The sequence below is a fragment of the Bradyrhizobium sp. SZCCHNRI2009 genome (assembly GCF_032485115.1).
In the GTDB taxonomy this organism is placed as follows: domain Bacteria; phylum Pseudomonadota; class Alphaproteobacteria; order Rhizobiales; family Xanthobacteraceae; genus Bradyrhizobium.
Genome location: NZ_JAUEUH010000001.1, coordinates 544,101 through 563,662, shown reverse-complemented (window position 1 = coordinate 563,662; position 19,562 = coordinate 544,101). Strand labels below are relative to the sequence as shown.

General features: G+C 65.9%; 11 protein-coding genes. 3 read left to right on the top strand and 8 right to left on the bottom strand.

Annotated elements, in window-relative coordinates; translation table 11 throughout:
- Window positions 1–152: 152 nt before the first annotated feature.
- Complete coding sequence (locus tag QX041_RS02490; RefSeq protein WP_316164416.1) at window positions 153–854, top strand: ABC transporter ATP-binding protein; 702 nt, start codon at window positions 153–155, stop codon at window positions 852–854.
- On the opposite strand, the gene QX041_RS02485 is transcribed toward QX041_RS02490, so the two are convergent.
- The 5 genes from QX041_RS02485 to QX041_RS02465 all read right to left on the bottom strand — a co-directional run bounded on the left by QX041_RS02485 (window position 851) and on the right by QX041_RS02465 (window position 12,656).
- Window positions 851–3,973 (bottom strand): CusA/CzcA family heavy metal efflux RND transporter, encoded by a 3,123-nt coding sequence (locus tag QX041_RS02485; RefSeq protein WP_315714866.1) that lies wholly within the window; start codon window positions 3,971–3,973, stop codon window positions 851–853. The two genes, QX041_RS02490 and QX041_RS02485, sit on opposite strands and share 4 nt — an antisense overlap.
- 42 nt (window positions 3,974–4,015) lie before the next feature.
- On the bottom strand, window positions 4,016–5,254 hold the full coding sequence (locus QX041_RS02480) for an efflux RND transporter periplasmic adaptor subunit (protein ID WP_409977890.1): 1,239 nt from the start codon (window positions 5,252–5,254) through the stop codon (window positions 4,016–4,018).
- Window positions 5,255–6,435: 1,181 nt separating this feature from the next.
- Window positions 6,436–10,047, bottom strand: a complete 3,612-nt coding sequence (locus QX041_RS02475) for an error-prone DNA polymerase (protein WP_316164415.1) — start codon at window positions 10,045–10,047, stop codon at window positions 6,436–6,438.
- 331 nt (window positions 10,048–10,378) lie between these two features.
- Window positions 10,379–11,968 (bottom strand): DNA polymerase Y family protein, encoded by a 1,590-nt coding sequence (locus QX041_RS02470; RefSeq protein ID WP_316164414.1) that lies wholly within the window; start codon window positions 11,966–11,968, stop codon window positions 10,379–10,381.
- Window positions 11,862–12,656 carry a DNA repair protein gene (locus QX041_RS02465; RefSeq protein WP_316164413.1) on the bottom strand — a complete coding sequence of 265 codons (795 nt, stop codon included), beginning with the start codon at window positions 12,654–12,656 and terminating at the stop codon, window positions 11,862–11,864. The genes QX041_RS02470 and QX041_RS02465 overlap by 107 nt, the downstream gene beginning before the upstream one ends.
- A 183-nt stretch (window positions 12,657–12,839) precedes the next feature.
- Between QX041_RS02465 and QX041_RS02460 the strand changes: the two genes are divergently transcribed.
- Window positions 12,840–14,078, top strand: a complete 1,239-nt coding sequence (locus QX041_RS02460; RefSeq protein ID WP_316164412.1) for a putative DNA modification/repair radical SAM protein — start codon at window positions 12,840–12,842, stop codon at window positions 14,076–14,078.
- A gap of 153 nt (window positions 14,079–14,231) precedes the next feature.
- Window positions 14,232–15,713, top strand: coding sequence for a UdgX family uracil-DNA binding protein (locus QX041_RS02455; protein WP_316164411.1), 1,482 nt, complete (start codon window positions 14,232–14,234; stop codon window positions 15,711–15,713).
- Between the two features lie 48 nt (window positions 15,714–15,761).
- Here QX041_RS02455 and QX041_RS02450 read toward each other — a convergent pair whose 3' ends face one another.
- From QX041_RS02450 to QX041_RS02440, 3 genes are read right to left on the bottom strand one after another with little or no spacing between them, the layout of a single operon-like run.
- Window positions 15,762–17,117, bottom strand: coding sequence for a TfuA-like protein (locus QX041_RS02450; protein WP_316164410.1), 1,356 nt, complete (start codon window positions 17,115–17,117; stop codon window positions 15,762–15,764).
- Window positions 17,114–18,403: a YcaO-like family protein gene (locus QX041_RS02445; protein WP_315714874.1), complete on the bottom strand. Its 1,290-nt coding sequence runs from the start codon at window positions 18,401–18,403 to the stop codon at window positions 17,114–17,116. Before QX041_RS02445 ends, QX041_RS02450 begins: the two co-directional genes overlap by 4 nt.
- Window positions 18,404–18,442: 39 nt before the next feature.
- Window positions 18,443–19,558, bottom strand: coding sequence for an aKG-HExxH-type peptide beta-hydroxylase (locus QX041_RS02440; protein WP_316164409.1), 1,116 nt, complete (start codon window positions 19,556–19,558; stop codon window positions 18,443–18,445).
- Between the last annotated feature and the right edge of the window lie 4 nt (window positions 19,559–19,562).

Genomic DNA, 19,562 nt, shown 5'->3' with positions numbered 1-19,562 from the left:
TGGTCAACGTTCGAATTCGACTTTGGCCCCCGCCACGACGCGATGTTGCCGGCGAAAACATGCTCCAGAATGCCGAATTTGTCTGCCGCTCCAGCAACAACGCCGATTTCAAGAGCCTGCGCGACAAATAAATCGCTTCTGAAAATCAGCAAATGAGCAGAGTTCTGGACGTCGACGAGCGCGCAAGCGGCTACGGCTCGTCGGAGGTGATCAGCAACGTCGGTTTTGCGCTCGGCAAAGCCGAAACCCTCGCCATCGTCGGCAAGAACGGCATGGGCAAGACCTCGCTGCTCAAGGCCATCGTCGGCTTCCCGCCGGCCTGGTGCGGCCGAGTGAAACTTGCAGGCAAGGACGTGACGCGAATAGCGCCGCATCTGAAGCGGAAGATGGGGCTGGTCTATGTTCCCCAGGAACATGCGCTGTTCCAGGACCTGTCGGTCCGCGACAATCTCAGACTTGGCGTGCTCACGGACGGTGACATGAGCGCGCGTTTCGAGCAGGTCGGAGGCTGGTTTCCGGTGCTGACCAAGCGGCTGAGCCAGCGGGCCGGCACGCTGTCCGGCGGCGAGCAGAAGATGCTGATCGTGGCGCGCGCGCTGATGGCGAAGCCCGACGTGCTGCTGCTCGACGAGGTCACGGAAGGTCTGCAGCCGTCCGTCGTCGACCGGCTGTCCGAGGTGCTGGTGCGCGTCCGGCGCGAGATCGGCACCTCCATGATCGTGGTCGAGCAGCATCTGCCATTCGCGCTCTCGATCAGCGACAGATACCTCGTGTTCAAGCGCGGCGAGATCGTCGATGCCGCCGCGGTCGATCGTGACTCCGCCGCGCGCATCGACGAGCACATGCGCATCTAGCGGACCCGTCGCCGCGAGAACAGCGAGATCAGGACCGGCAGCGTGATGAGGATGACCACCGGCGCCAGCATCATGCCGGTGACCACGACGATCGCGAGCGGCTTCTGCACCTGCGAGCCGATGCCGGTCGACACCGCGGCCGGCATCAGCCCGATGCCGGCGACGACGCAGGTCATCAGCACCGGACGAAGCTGCAATTCGCCGGTGCGGATGACCGCCTCGATGCGGTCGACGCCCTCGTCGATCAGCTGGTTGAACTGCGAAAGGATGATGATGCCGTCCATCACGGCGATGCCGAACAGCGCGATGAAGCCGATCGCCGCGGACACGCTGAACGGAATGCCGGTCAAAACGAGGCCGACCACGCCACCGAAGATCGCCATCGGGATCACGCTCATGGCGAGCAAGGTGTCGGCCATCGAGCCGAAATTGAACCACAGGAGCACGCCGATCAGCGCGAGGCTGATCGGCACCACGATCGACAGCCGTTTGATCGCGTCCTGGAGATTGCCGAACTCGCCGACCCACTCGACGCGCGAGCCCGGCGGCAGCTGCACCTGCTCGGCGACCTTCTGCTGCGCCTCCTGGATCGCGCTGCCGAGGTCGCGCTCGCGCACCGAGAACTTGATCGGCAGATAGCGCTCCTGCTGCTCGCGATAGATATAGGCTGCGCCCGAGACCAGCTTGATGGTCGCGACCTCGCTCAGAGGAATCTGGGTGATGCCGTTCGGCCCCTGCGCGCCGATGCGCAAATTCTCGATCGCCTCCGCGCTCTTGCGATATTCCGGCGCCAGACGAACGATGATCGGGAAATGCCGGTCGGAGCCGGGCTCGTAGAGATCGCCCGCAGTGTCGCCGCCGATCGCCACCTTGATGGTGGCGTTGATGTCACCGGGCGCCAGCCCGTAGCGCGCAGCCTTGGCCCGATCGATGTCGATCTGCACCGTCGGCTGGCCGAGCGAGGTGAACACCGCAAGATCGGTGACGCCCTGCACCGTCGACAGCACCTGCTTGATCTTGTTGGCGGTGTCCGTCAGCGCCTGCAGATCATTGCCATAGAGCTTGATCGAGTTCTCGCCCTTCACGCCGGACACGGCTTCCGAGACGTTGTCCTGCAGATATTGCGAGAAGTTGAACTCGACGCCGGGAAAGCGGTCGTCGAGCTGCTTCAAGAGCTCCGCGGTGAGCTGGTCCTTGTCCTTGGTGCCGGGCCAGTCCTTGACCGGCTTCAGCGGCGCGAAGAACTCGGCATTGAAGAAGCCGGCCGCGTCCGTGCCATCGTCGGGACGGCCGTGCTGCGAGACCACCGCCTCGACCTCGGGCCGCGCGCGGATGATCTTGCGCATCTCGTTGACATAGGCATTGCCCTCCTGCAGCGAGATCGTCGGCGGCAGGGTCGCGCGGATCCAGAGATTGCCCTCCTCCAGCTTGGGCAGGAATTCGAGCCCGAGCAGCCGGCCGACCACCGCGGTCAGCAGCACGAGACCGATCGCGCCGGTCATCACCAGATTGCGGTTGCCCACCGCCCAGCGCAGCACCGGCGAATAGATCGCGTGCAGCAGCCGCATCAGCCGGGTCTCGGTCTCCTCGACATGTGCCGGCAGGATGATCGCGCTCAGCGCCGGCGTCACGGTGAAGGTCGCAAGCAGACCGCCGGCGAGCGCATAGGCATAGGTGCGCGCCATCGGCCCGAAGATGTTGCCCTCGACGCCGCTCAGGGTGAACAGCGGCAGGAAGGCGGCGATGATGATCGCCGCGGCAAAGAAGATCGAGCGCGACACGTCGGCAGCCGCCGACAGGATCGCGTGGCTCTTCATGCCCATCATCGTCTCCGGCGAGATGTGGCTCTCCTCGGCCTCGGACAATGGCGTGGTTTGCGTCAGCCGGCGGAAGATCGCCTCGACCATGATGACGGTGGCATCGACGATCAGGCCGAAATCGATCGCGCCGACCGACAGCAGGTTGGCGGACTCGCCGCGCAGCACCAGGATGATGACGGCGAAGAACAACGCAAACGGAATCGTGGCGCCGACGATCAGCGCGCTGCGCAGATTGCCGAGAAACACCCACTGCAGCAGCACGATCAGGCCGATGCCGACCACCATGTTGTGGAGCACAGTGTGCGTCGTGGTATCGATCAGGTCCTTGCGGTCGTAGATGCGCTCGATCCGCACGCCGGGCGGCAGGATGCTGGAGCTGTTGATCTGGTCGACCAGTTGCTCGACCCGCGCGATGGTCGGCGAGCTCTGCTCGCCGCGCCGCATCAGCACGATGCCCTGGACGATGTCGTCGTTGTTGTTGAGGCCGGCGATACCGAGCCGTGGCTTCTCCGCCACCGTGACATTGGCGACGTCCTTCACCAGCACCGGATTGCCGCCGCTCTGCGACACCATGGTGCTGGCAAGGTCCTCCATCGAGCGGATCAGGCCGACGCCGCGCACGACCGCCGACTGCGTGCCGATCTCGACCGTGTTGCCGCCGACATTGATGTTGGAGTTGCCGACCGCCTGCAGGAGCTGCGGCAGGGTCAGGCCGTTGGCGACCAGCTTGTTGAAGTCGACCTGGATCTCATAGGTCTTGGTCTTGCCGCCCCAGCCGGTAACGTCGATGACACCCGGCACGGCGCGGAAGCGCCGCTGCAGCACCCAGTCCTGCAAGGTCTTGAGGTCGAGCACGCTGTAGCCGGGCGGACCGCGCAGCCGGTAGCGATAGATCTCGCCGACCGCGCTCAAGGGCGAGATTTGCGGCGTGACGTTGCCGGGCAGCGGCGACAATTGCGACAGGCGGTTCAGCACCTGCTGCAGGGCCTCGTCGTAGGTGTAGTCGAACGAGAACTGCAGCTTGACGTCGGACAGGCCGTACAGCGAGATCGTCCGAATGGTGCGCAGGTTCTTGATGCCGGCGACCTGGGTCTCGATCGGGATCGTGATGTAACGCTCGATCTCCTCGGCCGAGAGGCCGGGGCTCTGCGTCACGATGTCGACCATCGGCGGGGTCGGATCGGGATAGGCCTCGATGTTGAGCTGGCGGAATGCGATCAGACCCCCGATCAGGACGGCGACGAACATTCCGACCATCAGGAAGCGCCGCTGAACGGCGATGGCGACGAGACGGTCCATTCAGATCGGCACTTTCAGGAAGGCATGCAGGAGAAGCGCATCTCAGCTGCCCGAGGCTGCGCGATCGATGAACAGGCTGCCCTTGGTGACGATCTGCTCGCCCGCGCTCAGATTGCTTTCGACCGCGACCTGGTCGCCGTTGATCAAACCGGTCTTGATCTTGCGCAGCTCGATCGACTTGTCGGGACGGGCGACCCAGACGCGGACCTGATTGCCTTCGTAGATCAGTGCCTGGCGGGGCACCGCGACCGCGGGCTGTTCGCCCGGCGAATAGATCGTCACATTGGCGAACATCTCGGGCTTCAGCAGGCCATCCTTGTTGTCGATGGTCGCGCGGACGAGCAGCCTGCGGCTCGCCGGATCGATCGAAGCGGCGACGTAGTTGATGCTGGCCTTGAGCGGTCGGCCGGGCAGCGCCAGCACGTTGACGAGAATCTCCTCGCCGATGTTCACAAGCGCCGCGTCGCTCTCGCGGACGAACGCCGTGAGCCAGACGGTGGAGAGATCGCCGATCACGAAGACCGGGTCGCTCGCGCCGGAGTTGACATATTGTCCGGGGCCGACCTTGCGCTGCACGACCGTACCGGTGATCGGCGAGTAGATCGTGATCTCGCGGTCGATCACGCCCTTGCTCTGAAAATCGGTGATCGCAGCATCCGTGAAGCCGAGGATGCGCAGCTTGTTGCGCGCCGCCTCCAGGGCCGTTTGTGACGACCGCATGTCGTTCTGGGCCTGAACGGAGGTCGCCTCCGCCTGCTGAAAATCCTTCAGCGGGATCGCCCGGCCTTCGAACAGGTCCTTGGCGCGCTTGTACTGGATATCGGCGAGGTCGAGCGCGGACTTCGCCTTGTTCATCGCGGTGATGGCGGCGATGAAATCGTTCTGGGCCTGCACGGTGTCGGCGGCCTCGATCACGAACAGCGGCTGGCCCTGGCGCACCGTCTCACCCGGGCGCGCCAGCAGCTTGGTGACGCGGCCGGCATAGGGCGAGAAAACCGGTGTCGAGCGATCCTCGTCGACGGCAACCTTGCCCTCGGTAACATGCTCGGCACGAAATATCTTCTCACACACCGGCTCGATCGTCAGCGTCGACCATTCCGCTGCCGACGGCGTAAAGGTGGTGCCGTTGCGTTTGGACTGGCTGGAGAGCTCGATATTGTCTTTCGCAGCCGTCTCCGACCGGACTTGCATGTAGCCATAGCCGCCCGCGCCGGCCATCGCCAGGGCAGCAAGGCCGATCAGCAACCGCTTGGTGCTGAGCATCTGGGGGGATGGGTTCATGTCAGACGCCATGGCTGGTCAGATCGGCTCGCGTGATCGGTCGACGATTCCGGCTCTGGCGGTCTCATCGTCGCGCTAATAGTGCGGAACTGGAGCTTTAAACAACCTAAAAATCGCCCAACTCGCCTCCGTTTTGCTTTAAAAATTTGAAAGTTGAACGACAGCCGTTCAGCTTGCATTCAGCTCGTTTTGGGCAATCGCGGTTCCACCGCGACGCACCATGAAAGCATCGGGCCGCAGGGGATCGCCGTGACGGTGTTGCCGGCCTGCAGGCCAACCTCCGCGGGTACGCACCTACTCCGGCCTCACGTCCATGCTCCGGGTTTGCGTTCCGGCTCGGACGAGATCGCGACGTCGCGCTTTTCCTCCAAAATCGAGTCATGGTTTCCATGGCCCTGCGATGGGCGACGGTCCATCGTGCGATCATCGAGTGCAGCCTCGATCAGGTGACTGTGACGCGCACATGAATACGTAGTCTCGCGGCGCAGATGCGTCCGAGTCTTGCCGACCGTTTCACCCTCTCGTGAGGAGGGCGCAGGGAAGGCCAGGCGTCGGCTGACGCCTGCGGCCCGCCTGCGAAAAAAATGCAGGCGGCAGGAACCACAGGTGCAGCCGAGATCGCCCGGCCTTCCCTGCGCGATGGTTTTCACGCTTACTGCGCGCTCTCCCCGGTGTCCGGCTTGTTAGCCACCGTCGTCGGCGGGATCATCGCCCGCAGACTTGGCGCCAGCATCGGGGCGCCAGGACCACACGCCTTCGCGTCCGCAAGCTGCCGTTCGTCCGCGCAAGGCCTCGCCCCGCGCTGCGGCATCTCGCAGCCATCGCTCCCCGCCCCGCGTGTCGTGACGATCGCGCGCTACGCCCCTTCTCGGTGGAGCGGGATGGCGACAATAGAGCATGATTTCGGAAAAATTGAAAGTAGAATTTTGGGGCGAGACTCGATTATTCTGAATTTCTGAATCGCGTCACTGCACTCCATATGAATATGACGGTGAGTACCGTGTGACGGCCGGTGGGCACGTCACGACGCGCGATGCGCGTCGCGCCTTTGCCCACCCTACAATTCGTGGCGCCCATCTCTCAACTCATAGAGAACCATAGGGTAGGCAAAGGCGCTTAGTCGATGCGAAGGATCGCACGAAGTGCCGTGCCCACCATGTCGCAACAAGTCCGCGGTCCCCTCAATGAAAATCCCGCGAGCGCGGCAGGATGCGGACGTTGCGGGGGTGGCTGACGCGCTGGGAGGGAGTGTCGGGATGATCGCGGCGGTCGTCGTTGAGCGGCTCGGCGGGCATCGGGCCGTGTGGCACGGCGCCGAGGCGGTCGTCCGACAGCAGCGCGAGATCGGCGCTGCGGTCGACCAGGCGCTCGGCGACGAGATGGACCACTTTCTCCGGGCTGCTCTGGATGCTGCCTTCGACCAGCACCAGGCGCGCGCCCATCACCTCCTTGCGGAAGGTCTCCATCACCTTCGGCCACACCACGATGTTGGCGATGCCGGTCTCGTCCTCCAGGGTCATGAACACGACGCCCTTGGCGCTGCCCGGCCGCTGCCGCACCAGCACCACGCCGGCGCACCGGACGCGACGGCGGTCGTTGGCATCATTGACGTCGCGGCAGGCCAGCACGCCTTCGGCAGCGAAACGCTCGCGCAGGAACTCCATCGGGTGCCCCTTCAACGACAGGCGGATGGTCTGATAGTCCGCGACGACGTGCTCCGGTAGAGGCATCTCGGGCAGCGGCCTGGCGCCCTCGTCCGGCTGCTCGCGGGCGATGGCAGCCTCGAACAGCGGCAGCGGCACGTCGTCGGGCAGCCGGCGCACGGCCCAGAGCGCGGCGCGACGGTCGAGCCCGAGCGAGCGGAACGCATCGGCATCGGCCAGCAGCAGCAGCGCGCGCTTGGGCAGAGCGGTGTCGCGAGCGAAGTCTTCGAGCGAGGTGAAGGGACGGCGCTCGCGCGCCTGGATGATGCGGTCGGCCCAGTCGTCCTCGCGGTCGAAGATGTCGGCTTGTGTCTCGTTATCGTTGCGGGGCGATGCGTTTGCATGCTCTCCAAATGCACCAAGCGTTTGCGAGTTAGAAACAACTCCACCCACGCCGTCATTCCGGGGCGCCCGGAGGGCGAGCCCGGAATCCATAACCACGATCGGGAGTATGGATTCCGGGCTCGCGCTGCGCGCGCCCCGGAATGACGATGGGGAGAGAGCCTCCCCAGCACCTTTTGAAGATGTTGGAGCAGGCTGCGCCTTCCTCCGCAGCGCCTCCGACAATTTCCTGATCCGCTCCTCGTCGCGGTCGATCCGGCGGAAGCCGTCGATCTGGCGAAAGCCGAGGCGAACGGCGCAGTATTTGCCACCCATTTCCTCCAGCGTGTTGTCGGCGAAGCTGTAGGACACGTCGATGTTGCGGATCTCGACGCCGTTCTTGCGGGCGTCGCCGACGATCTGGGCCGGCGCATAGAAACCCATCGGCTGCGAGTTCAAGAGCGCGCAGCAGAACGCGTCGGGGTGGAAGCATTTCAGCCAGGACGAGACATAGACGAGCTGGGCGAAGCTCGCGGCATGGCTTTCCGGAAAGCCGTAGGAACCAAAGCCCTTGATCTGGTCGAAGCAGCTCTTGGCGAAGGCGGGATCGTAGCCGCGCGCGATCATGCTGCTGACCATCTTCTCTTCATAAGAGCCGATGGTGCCGACGTTGCGGAAGGTCGCCATCGCGCGGCGCAGGCCGTTGGCCTCCTCGGGCGAGAATTTGGCGGCTTCGATCGCGATCCGCATCGCCTGCTCCTGGAACAAGGGCACGCCGAGCGTCTTGTGCAGCACCTTGTAGAGCTCATCCGCCGGGCCGTGATCCGGCGACGGCGACGGATAGCTCACCTTCTCCAGTTTGTTGCGGCGGCGCAGATAGGGATGCACCATGTCGCCCTGGATCGGCCCGGGCCGGACGATCGCGACCTCGATGACGAGATCATAGAAGGTCCGTGGCTTCAGCCGCGGCAGCATGTTCATCTGCGCGCGGCTCTCGACCTGGAACACGCCGAGCGACTCGCCTCGCTGCAGCATCCGGTAGACTTCGTTATCGTCCTCCGAGCGGATATCGGAGAGCACGTATCGCTTGCCCTTGTGATCGGCGATCAGGTCGAAGCATTTGCGGATGCAGGTCAGCATGCCCAGCGCGAGCACGTCGACCTTCATCATCGACAACGCATCGACGTCGTCCTTGTCCCATTCGATGAAGGTGCGGTCGTCCATCGCGGCATTGCCGATCGGGACGTAACTATCAAGTCTATCCTGCGTCAGCACGTAGCCGCCGACATGCTGCGACAGATGACGCGGGAAGGTGATCAGCTCCGATGCCAGCTCCACGGCGCGGCGGATCATCGGATTGGCGGGATCGAGCCCGGCCTGGCGCACCTGCATGTCGGAGAGGCCGTCGCCCCAGCTGCCCCACACGGTGTCGGCGAGCACCGAGGTGACGTCCTCGGTCAGGCCCAGCGCCTTGCCGACGTCGCGAATGGCGCTGCGCGGACGATAATGGATGACAGTGGCGATGATCGCCGCGCGGTGCCGGCCGTAGCGGCGATAGACATATTGCATCACCTCCTCGCGTCGCGAATGCTCGAAATCGACGTCGATATCGGGCGGCTCCAGCCGCTCCTTGGAGATGAAGCGCTCGAACAGCAGGTCGATCTTGGTCGGATCGACCGAGGTGATGCCGAGCACGTAGCACACGGCCGAATTGGCCGCCGAGCCACGGCCCTGGCACAGGATGCCTTGGCTGCGGGCGTAGCGCACGATATCGTGGACGGTGAGAAAGTAATGCGCGTAGTTGAGCTCGGCGATCAGCGCCAGCTCCTTGTCGAGGACAGCGCGCAGCCGGTCGTCGAGGTCATTGCCGAAATAGGTCTTGGCGCCGGCCCAGGTCAAATCCTGCAGATGCCCCTGCGCGGTCTTGCCGGGCGGCACCGGCTCGTCGGGATATTGATATTTGAGCTGGTCGAGCGAGAACACGATGCGGTCGGTGAAACGGAGGGTCTCGGTCACGGCGTCGGGGTGGTCACGGAACAGCCGCGCCATCTCGTGTCCCGGCTTGAGATGGCGCTCGGCATTGGCCTGGAGCCTTCGGCCGATGGCCTCGATCGAGGCTTTCTCGCGGATGCAGGTCAGCACATCCTGCAGCATCCGCTGTCGAGGATGATGATAGAGCACGTCATTGGTGGCGATCAGCGGCACCTTGCTTGAAGCTGCGAGGCGCGACAGCCGCGCCAGCCGGCGCCGGTCGTCGCCGCGATACAGCAGGCTGCCGGCCAGCCACACGCCTTCGGCGGGGCTGTCTTTCAGCCGCGTGAGAATGGTGGTGAGCGCGGCTTCGTCGAAGCGATGCGGCGGCATCAGCACCAGCAACTGTCCCTCGATGAACTCAAACAGGTCCTCGAAGCTCAGGCGGCAATCGCCCTTGGCGACCTTGTCCGCGTCACTGCCGCGCTTGCCGCGGGTGAGCAGCTGGCACAGCCGGCCGTAGGCCGCGCGGTCGCGCGGATAGACCAGGATGTCCGGCGTGCCGCAGGTGAACACCAGCCGCGCGCCGTAGAGCAGCTTCGGCTTGTAGCTGAGCCGGTCGTTATTCAGCTCGCTATAGGCGCGCACGACGCCGGCCAGCGTGTTGTGGTCGGCGATGCCGATGGCGGTGAGGCCATATTCGGCGGCCTGGTGCACATAGTCCTGCGGATGCGAACCACCATGCAGGAAGGAGAAATTGGTGGTGACGCCGATCTCGGCATAGGGGATGGGAGTCATGGCGCGGCTGCGAAGGCTGGGGCGGCGCGTTGCCCATGCGATACGAAAGACAGCCCCTCACCAAGCGGCTTGCGCAGCTGCCCACCCTCCCCTGGAGGGGGAGGGTCGACGCGCGCACAGCGCGCGGCGGGGTGGGGTGAGCCCAACAATCGGTCGTCCTGACGTCGACACGTTAGGGCTGTGGGCGTCTCGGCTCCGGCGAAAATCGGCACCGTGCACGCGGATGGTCTGTCACCCCACCCCGGCTCGCATGCGCGCATGCGAGCCCACCCTCCCCCTCCAGGGGAGGGTGAGCAGCGAGATCGCCGCGAGAGATGTGCGATCCCGACCCTCATGCGAACAGGCCATGCATGTACCAGGCGGGCTGCACCGGCAGGCCCTCCGGCTGCTCGAACTCACGATCATACAACCCGTCGCGATAGAGCCAGAAGCGCAGGCCGTGCTCGTCCTCGACGCGGAAATAATCGCGCGTGAGGCCCTGCCCGTCCGGCCGCCACCATTCCATCGCGATGCGCTCCGGGCCCTCGGCGCGGACCACCGCATGCGCGGCACGGCGCCAGACGAAGCGCGCGGGCGGGCCGTCCGGCACGCCGGCGATGACTTGGATCGCCTCGGGGTGCGCGAACAGCCGCAGAGGTCGCAGCGGCGGCTCGCCCTCGGCGCGCTCTGGCCAGGCGACAGCAGTGGCGGCGGCAAGATTTTGCTGCGCCGGCAGCGGCAGCGCCACGCGCTCCGGAACATGGGTGTCGACCGGCAGATGCACGACCACGCGCTTGCCGCCGATGCGCGCGGCGATGCGGTCGATCAGTGCCGACAGCTCGTCATTGTCGTGGACATGGGCATCGAGATCGCGCTGCTGCTGCACCACGATCTCGCTGCGGCCAGCAGCGAGCCGGATCATGTCGAAGCCGAAGCCGGGATCGAGCGGATCGTTCAGCGCCTCGAGCCGCTCGCGGAACAGCCGGTCGATGATTGCGGCCTCGGTGACCGGCTGGCCGGTGTCGACCGTGATCACGCGCACCATTCCATCGGTGCGGAAGAAGCAGGCCTCCAGCCGCCGCGCGCCCTTGCCCTGCTGCGCCATCGCCGCCACCAGCATCGCGGCCAGACGGGAGAGGCTGGCCGCAATCACCGTGTCGGTCGCGACCGGCTCGGCAAAACGCTTGTCGACGATGTAGTCCGGCGGGACCTTGCGCGGGCTGATCGGCGCATCGGCCTCGCCCAGCGCCTGCGCCAGCACGCGGGTGAAGGCGGCGCCGAACCGCGCGGTGATCTCGTTGCGGCCGCGCGCGGCGACGTCACCGATGGTCTTGAGGCCGGCTCGGCGCAGGCCGAGCGTAATGGCCTCGCTGCCGCCGAGGGCGGCCACCGGCAGCGGCGCCACCGCGGCCGCCTCCTCGCCGTCGGACACGATGCGGCCATGCACCTGGCGGTTCAGTGTATGCGCACAGACGGCGTTGGAGGCGATCGCCGCCGACACAATGAGGCCATGCGCGGTCAGCGCGTCGCAGACCGACTGCATCAGCCTGGCTTCGCCGCCGAACAGATGCACGCAGCCGGTGATGTCGAGCGACAACCCATGCGGCGGGTCGAGCGCCACCAGCGGCGTGAAGCGGTCGCACCAGTCGGCGATGCTCTCCAGCATCTTTGCATCAGCCGCCAAATCGGCTTCGTGCGCGACGAGGTCGGGACAGACCGCGCGGGCATTCGCCAAGGGCTGGTCGAGCGACACACCGTGGCACGCCGCCGCTTCGTCCAGCGAATGGATCAAGAGCGCATTGGCGTCCTTGATGACGACGACCTGCGGCTTGCTCTCAGGCGGAGCGCCTGTGAGTGCCCGCTGTCTTTTGATGCGATCGATGGGCAGGCGCGGCAGCCACAGGCTGAGGATCCGCCGCCGGTTCGTTGAAACGGCATGCATCGGGGGTCCACTCCATGATCCATCGTCCGGTCTGGCCGTGACGGTTGCGAATGAGCTCGACATCGAGGCGCGGCGCGCCCCACGCCATCCACGGGGCAACGAGCGGTGACGGCGCGGTGCGCACGATCCAGCGCGTCTCCGCGGTCGACGGCTCGGGCGCAGCCGCAATGCGCAACATGAGCGCGGTGACGCCGGATTCCTGCGCCGCCAGGGTCAGCTTGCGGCTGGCGACGAGATCGAGCTTTTGCGTCTCCCCCCACACCTCCAGCATCACGCTGCCGAGCGCATCGCAGGCGAGCGCGTCGGCGGCGGTGCGCAAGGCGTGGTCGAGATCGGGCGCGCGCACGATGACGATGCGGCGCGGATCGAGGCCGAGCTCGGCGAGCCCGCTCATCGACAGCGCGCCCATCTCGCGCTCGGCGAAATCCTGCCGGATCCAGATCAGGGGCCGGTGCGCGGCGACACGCGCGGCAAGCCCGCACAGGAAGCCGGTCGCGGCTGCCGCCTGGCGGCCGGTCTCGGCGAACACCTCGTGCAGCGCGCCGGTAGCGAGCCCGCCCTGCAAGGTCGCGTCGGCCTCGTCATGGCCGAGCGCGACCCGGCGCAAATCATGTGCGCCATCTCCCGCCTCGAGACGGGCAATGCGGCCGCGCAGACGCGCGAGCGTATCCATGCGTGCGCCGGTCATCCGTCGCCGCTCCTCTTCAATCCATCGTGCGGGCGCTGCCGTTGTTTCAGTGATCAGGCAGTGAACCCGCGACGACCCTCTTTGTTCATGATACGTTCTAATATAAAGCTAACGCCTTCGAGAGAGTCAATCGGGATTGACCCGGGTGTGATTCAACGAATGGAATCAAAGGGATTCAAAGCCATGGAGCTGATGCGCAAACTGGAGATCCTGGCCGATGCCGCCAAGTACGATGCGTCCTGCGCCTCCAGCGGTACCGGGATGCGGGATTCCCGCGACGGCAAGGGGCTCGGCTCGACCTCGCCCGGCATGGGCATCTGCCATTCCTATGCGCCGGACGGACGCTGCATCTCGCTGCTCAAGATTCTGCTGACCAATGCCTGCAACTTCGATTGCCTGTATTGCGTCAACCGCGCCTCCTCCAACGTGGCCCGCGCGCGCTTCACGGTCGACGAGGTGGTGAAGCTGACCATCGACTTCTATCGCCGCAACTACATCGAAGGACTGTTCCTGTCGTCGGGCATCATCCGCAGCCCCGACTACACGATGGAGCAGGTCGTGAACGTCGCGCGCAAATTGCGCGAGGAGCATCGCTTCCGCGGCTACATCCATCTGAAGACGATCCCGGAGGCTGACGAGGCGCTGATCGCCGAGGCCGGCCGCTATGCCGACCGGCTCAGCATCAACATCGAGACGCCGCTGGAGGCGAGCCTGACGACGCTCGCGCCGGAAAAGGACCAGCGCGCCATCCGCCGCACCATGGGCCGTCTCCGGCTCAAGCTCGACGAGACGGCGGAGGCGAAGAAGACGGTGCGCCGGGCCAAGCCGCCGCGCTTCGCGCCGGCCGGCCAGAGCACGCAGATGATCGTCGGCGCCGACGACGCCAACGACCGCGTCATCCTGTCGACCTCGGCCAATCTGTACGGCGCCTACAAGCTCAAGCGCGTCTATTACTCCGCCTTCAGCCCGATCCCCGATGCCAGCCGCGCGCTGCCGCTGCAGGCGCCACCCTTGGTGCGCGAGCACCGGCTGTACCAGGCCGACTGGCTGATGCGGTTCTACGGCTTCGATGCCGACGAGATCGTCGAGGAGAACGAAGGCATGCTGCCGCTCGACATCGACCCCAAGCTCGCCTGGGCCTTGCGCCACCGCGACCGCTTCCCGCTCGACATCAACAAAGCAAGCCGCGAGGAGCTGTTGCGCGTGCCCGGCTTCGGCACCCGCACCGTGCAGCGCATCCTCGCCACCCGCCGCACCACCACGATCCGCTTTGCGGATCTCGCCCGGCTCAACGTTGTCAGGAACAAGGTCCTGCCGTTCATCGTTCTCTCCGACCACCGGCCACAGCCGTCCCTGCTCGACGGTGCCAGCCTCAGAGCCCGGCTGCGGCCCAAACCGCAGCAGCTGGGATTTGGGTTCTAATTGAACGTCGTGGCGAAGACCGAAGCCAGGAAGCAGCCGTCATTCCGGGGCGATGCGCAGCATCGAACGCGGAATCTCGAGATTCCGCGTTCGCCTCTGCGAAGCGCCCCGGAATGACGCGGCGGCTTCGCTCGCAATGACGAGAGAGGTGAAATGCACGTCGTAACCCTCGACAGCGACACTGATTTCGACGGCTGGCGTCAGGCGGCGCGGGCGCTGGCGATGAACGACGTCAAGCCGGCCGATGTCAGCTGGCGCGTCAAGGGCGCGGCGCCCGACCTGTTCGACGATCAGGCCGACACGCAGCTTCCCGAGGTGCCAAAGGGCGCGTTTTCGGTGCCGGCGAGCTTCATGGAGCTCGCCGAGAGCGCGATTCTGCACAATGATCCCAACCGCTTCGCCCTGCTCTACCGGCTGCTGTGGCGTCTGCGGACCAACCACGATCTCATGGAGATCGCGACCGATCCTGATGTCGTACAGGCCAACGCGCTCGCCCGGGCCGTGCGCCGCGACGTCCACAAGATGCACGCCTTCGTCCGCTTCCGCGAGGTCGGCCGCGAGCGCGAGGCGCGCTACGTCGCCTGGTTCGAGCCCGAGCACCACATCGTCGAGCGCGCCGCTCCGTTCTTCGCCCGCCGCTTCGCCGACATGCCGTGGTCGATCCTGACGCCCGAACTCTGTGCGCATTGGGACGGCAGCCGCGTCAGCTTCACGCCCGGTGTGAGCAAGGCTGAAGCGCCGTCGGAGGACCGGCTCGAAGAGGTCTGGCTGCGTTACTATGCCAGCATTTTCAATCCGGCACGGCTGAAAGTGAAGGCGATGGAAAAGGAGATGCCGAAGAAATATTGGCAGAACCTGCCCGAGGCCAAGCTGATCCAGCCGCTGATCGCGGCAGCCAGCCGGCGCACGTCATCGATGATCGCCGAAGCCGGCACCGAACCCCACAAGCCGCAGAAACGCGTCGAGGAGATCGCGATGAGCCGCAAGCCGAAAGCCCACGCGCCCGCTGCTGAGACCTCGCGTGATGTCGAGGCCACCGATCTTGAGACCTTGCGCGAAGAAGCCGCTTCCTGCCGCGCCTGCCCGCTGTGGAAGGACGCCACGCAGACCGTGTTCGGCGAAGGCCCCGCGCATGCGCCGCTGATGCTGGTCGGCGAGCAGCCCGGCGACAAGGAGGACCTTGCCGGCCATCCGTTCGTCGGCCCGGCCGGCCAGATGCTGGACCGCGCGCTTGAGGAGGCCGGCATCGACCGGTCCAAGGTCTACGTCACCAATGCGGTGAAGCACTTCAAGTTCGTGCCGCGCGGCAAGATCCGGCTGCACCAGAAGCCGAACACGCCGGAGATCAAGGCCTGCCGGCAATGGTACGAGCGCGAGCTCGCCGCCGTGCGTCCGGCGCTGGTGGTGGCGATGGGCGCGACCGCCGCGCAAGCGGTGTTCGGCAAGATCACGCAGGTCACCAAGAACCGCGGTCATGTCGCCGACCTGCCCGACGGCCCCAAGGCGATGGTGACGGTGCACCCGTCCTACCTGCTGCGGCTGCCGGATGCCGACGCCAAGGCGCGGGAGTATGAGCGCTTCGTCGAGGACCTGAAGATTGCCGCGGCCGCGATCAAGCGCGCACATGCGGCGTGACGGGCCGGCATGGCCTCGACCGGGCCGCCCCCACGCGACAACGGGGCCTCAGGATTTGCGCGACGTGTAGACGTGCTCACGCAGCAAGGCCTGGATCAGCGCTGCTCGGTCGGGAAAGCCGAGCGACACCGCCACGTCCGTCTCGTCCCGGTCGGGTGCGCCGGCCTGCATCGCGGGCAGGTATCTCGCCATCAGCTCGTCCTCGCCGAGGCCATAGTCCGCCGGACTGCCACCGCCGTCGAGTTCCGTCTGCTTCAGCACGTCGCATTTGTCGCGTGCGCGCGCCAGCAGATCCTCGAAATGGCCGTCGATCCGCGCCCAGTCGGCCAGCGCATTCAGAGCCGAGCCGTTGAGCCCCTTCCTGAACGATCGAATGCGCGCCTCGTCCAGCATCAGCTCCAGAAATTCCGACCGGGTCAGGCCGTTGCGCGCGATCCATGCCTCGAGCTCAGCCGGGTCCATCAAATCCCTGCTCTGGCGAAACCGGATGATCTCCGCGCTCAGCGCCTGGGCGTCGACCCTGATGCCGCGGCGCTTCGCCTCCGATGCCGCGAGAAATCGCGCGATCGCCTTGTCGGACAGGTCGCTGCCGCGCACGGCCAGCAGGCGCAGCTCGTCCAGCAGGTGCGGCGTTCCGTCCGGCATCACCGTCTCGCGCGCTGCGGCCGCCGAACGCTGCGCGTCCTGCATCAGGCCGTCCCATAGCTGGGTGTGCTCGAAGGCGTAATCGACCGCCTTGGGCACCGTGTCTCCGGCAAACCGGCGCCGCATCGTCTGCAGCATCTCCAGCGCATCCTCGCGCTTCTGGTCGACGCGGTGATCCGGCAGCCACGCCTTCAGCGCGTCGATCTCCTCCGCGGCCAGGCTGCCGTCGGACCGCGCGCCCTGCAGCAGCGCCGGGTAGCTGCGCTCGGGATAGAAGCTCGCCTTGCCGAGCGCCTCCAGGACCAGGCGGGACGCCTCCGAGATCACGCCATGGTCGACCGCCTTCTGCAGGGTGAAGCGGATGTTGACCAGCGGCTCGGACAGCGCGGGAAAGCCGAGCTCAGCCGGTCCGTGAATCAGGGCGACCTCGTCGTCGGCCTCGAACACGCCGTCGCGATACGCCGCGAACACCTTGCCGACGCCTTCCATGCCGAACGCGTGCAGCTCGGCCGCGCGCAGCGCGCCCATGCTGGCGCTGCCGAACACGTGGATGCCGTTGGCCATCGCCCACAGGATCTCCTTGTGCCACACCGAGGGCACCTGCTCGAAATAGCCGTCGATGATTCCGATCGCCGCAGGCTTCGCCAGCGCGGCACGATAGACGTCGCCCTGCTGCACCGGCGGGAGATACTCGGCCTCCAATTCGAGCGCCGCGTCGCGCGGATGCAGCGTCGGCCCGGTGAATACGATGCACGTCATAGCGGATGCCCCGATGGCTGATGCCGCGAGATCTGATCGCCGGCGAACGCCCGCGCTCTGCGCCCCGGGCTGTAGTCAGGATTCTTGTCGAAGGTTTCGAGCCCCGGAATGATGATCCTCACCACGGGGATCTCGAACCTGCTCTTGGTGAGATCGACCGCAATCACCTGCCGGACACCGGCGGATTGCAGCCGTTCGAGAACCACGGCGAGATCATCGTTGAACGTCTCCGCTGCCAGCGACGGAGTTTCGCGCAGGCTTCGCGTCGGCGGGCTGTTTCGCAGCAGCGCCCGCTGCTCGCCGAGAAACTGTGCGGCCAATGCCTTCTCGTCATATTCCTCGCGGAACACGTCGTCGCGCGCGCCCGCGATCAGCGTCAGCCGGCTCTGCGCGGCTTCCGTCAGCGCCCGCAGGAAGGCGATCTCTGGCGACAGATGCGCGCCCATGCCCAACGCCGCGTAGAGATCCCGCCCCAGCTCCTCGTCACGATCGAAGATCAGGCACTGGCAGGCGGCGAGCCCGACATCGGAGCTGATGTCCCACGCCACGACCTCGAGGCCCGCGCGCTCGCACATCTCCAGCAGCCGCCGGTTGCCTTCGTCCTGAACCGTCTCGAGCGCGACGCGCCGGCTCTGCTGCTCGTCCGGACTGCGGAGGTGCCAGAGCGTGGTCGCATCGCGCTCCACGACCTCGCAGATGCCGTGCAGGACCGCCTCGATCAGCTGGTTGCCGGACGCCAGCCCGTTCGACGACGAGATGAAGCTGCCGGCCGGCATCTCCGGCCGCGAGGTCGACAAGTTCACCATCTCGAAGGGCACCCAGACGTCGGCATCGGCCATGAGATCGCGCCCTTCGATCCACAGCATCTGCAGATCGGGATGGAAACGCCCGCCGGCGATCAGCGGCAAGTCCGCCACGTCGACCACCTCATGGTCGCTGATCAGCTCGGCATAGGTCGCAAGCTTCAGCGGCAATGTGATCGTCTCGGCGTGAAACAGCTCGATCGATTCCATCACGCCCGACGCCTTCGCAGCATCGAGGGTCAGCCCCTTGCCCTGCGACACCGAGACCGAGCGCGAGTTCGGCCGGCAGACCATGGTGACGGGAATGCCGACGCGGTCGAGACCCGTGACGTCAGCAATGCGCGTGATTCCCATTTCTCCCAGGAACGGACGCACCCGCTCGACCGTCTGCGACGGCGGCACCGACCGCTGAGTTCCCCATCGAAAGCTCTTCGGGACCGGACGCGCCAGACGATCCCGATGCAGTGCCGTTCCATTCGCCATCCGCAGCCTCCACACTCAACCGCCGCTGACGTCGTCGCATCAGCCCGCATGGCGGACATCGGCAAAGGCGCCGACCACGACGTTCTGCATCTCCTCGATCGTCTTCTGCACGTCGGCGTCGACCACCGATGAAAACCCCGCGATGCTGTCGAGCAGCGGCTGCTTGCAGAAGCCGCGCAGGCAGAGTTGGATGCGCTTCATCGCGACGCCCTGCTCGAACGCGCCGGACTGCATCGCCAGGCTCCAGAAGTGCAGCAGGCCGTACCAGACGAAACAGGCCTGTAAAAAAGACGGAAACGGCAGCCGGCTGCCGCTCCAGGGCGAGGTGATGCGCGGCAGCGAGCCCTTCGCCGTTGAATCGAGGAACCAAGGCTGTTCCTGCTCCTGCATGTAGAGCAGCGCGTGGATGCCCTCATGGACGAGCGCATCGGCGATGTGGGATTCGTCGATCTCGGGAAGATGCGGGTTGGCGAGGAAGGTGCGGCCGATGTAGTAGCCGTTCGATCCTGACGAGAAGCTGCCCGGGCTCTCCGGATCCTTCTGCAGGATGAGCGCGATGTTGAAGCGCGCGACGAAGCGGGGAAGCCCCGCTTCGGTCCGTTCGAGCGCATCCCGGGACCGGTGCAGCAGATCGTGCAGCCGGTCGATTTCGTCCTCGGAGAACGGCGGGCGCTGCGGCGGGACCGGCCGGTCCTGGCCGGACAGATCCACCTTGACCGCATGCGGGCTGCCGTAATCGGTCACGGGCATGCCCTCGATCTGCGGCCAGATGCAGGCGCCGTCACGCCGATAGCCGCGATCGCCGAGCGCGGTCCACAGCTCCCGATCGGCGGTGATCTCGAGTCCCTGGCGCAAGGCCTCAGCCACGAATGAATCGCGCAGAAATCGTCCCTTGTCCTCGGCGTACCGGCCCGGCGCCGACAGCAGACGGAACGAGGTCTCGGGGGCATCGAGAACCCGCATGAAGCCGTCGTCCGCCACGCGATCCATCAGGCTGCGCAGTTCGTCCCCGCCCGCAGGGTCGTCGCGGCCGATCTCGCCGAGGGCTTCGCCCAGCTTCTGCGCGAGCCGGTCGCCATAGGTCGCAAGCACGCCGTCACACACCGCCTCGTAGTCATTCCAGCGCAGAACGTCAGGCATCAGGGTGATCGTCATCGTG

Bases quoted from the DNA above. Each gene is read 5' to 3' on its own strand.
- QX041_RS02490 (WP_316164416.1), top strand. From the start codon at position 153: ATGAGCAGAGTTCTGGACGTCGACGAGCGCGCAAGCGGCTACGGCTCG.
- QX041_RS02485 (WP_315714866.1), bottom strand. From the start codon at position 3,973: ATGGACCGTCTCGTCGCCATCGCCGTTCAGCGGCGCTTCCTGATGGTC.
- QX041_RS02480 (WP_409977890.1), bottom strand. From the start codon at position 5,254: ATGAACCCATCCCCCCAGATGCTCAGCACCAAGCGGTTGCTGATCGGC.
- QX041_RS02475 (WP_316164415.1), bottom strand. From the start codon at position 10,047: ATGACTCCCATCCCCTATGCCGAGATCGGCGTCACCACCAATTTCTCC.
- QX041_RS02470 (WP_316164414.1), bottom strand. From the start codon at position 11,968: ATGCATGCCGTTTCAACGAACCGGCGGCGGATCCTCAGCCTGTGGCTG.
- QX041_RS02465 (WP_316164413.1), bottom strand. From the start codon at position 12,656: ATGACCGGCGCACGCATGGATACGCTCGCGCGTCTGCGCGGCCGCATT.
- QX041_RS02460 (WP_316164412.1), top strand. From the start codon at position 12,840: ATGGAGCTGATGCGCAAACTGGAGATCCTGGCCGATGCCGCCAAGTAC.
- QX041_RS02455 (WP_316164411.1), top strand. From the start codon at position 14,232: ATGCACGTCGTAACCCTCGACAGCGACACTGATTTCGACGGCTGGCGT.
- QX041_RS02450 (WP_316164410.1), bottom strand. From the start codon at position 17,117: ATGACGTGCATCGTATTCACCGGGCCGACGCTGCATCCGCGCGACGCG.
- QX041_RS02445 (WP_315714874.1), bottom strand. From the start codon at position 18,403: ATGGCGAATGGAACGGCACTGCATCGGGATCGTCTGGCGCGTCCGGTC.
- QX041_RS02440 (WP_316164409.1), bottom strand. From the start codon at position 19,558: ATGACGATCACCCTGATGCCTGACGTTCTGCGCTGGAATGACTACGAG.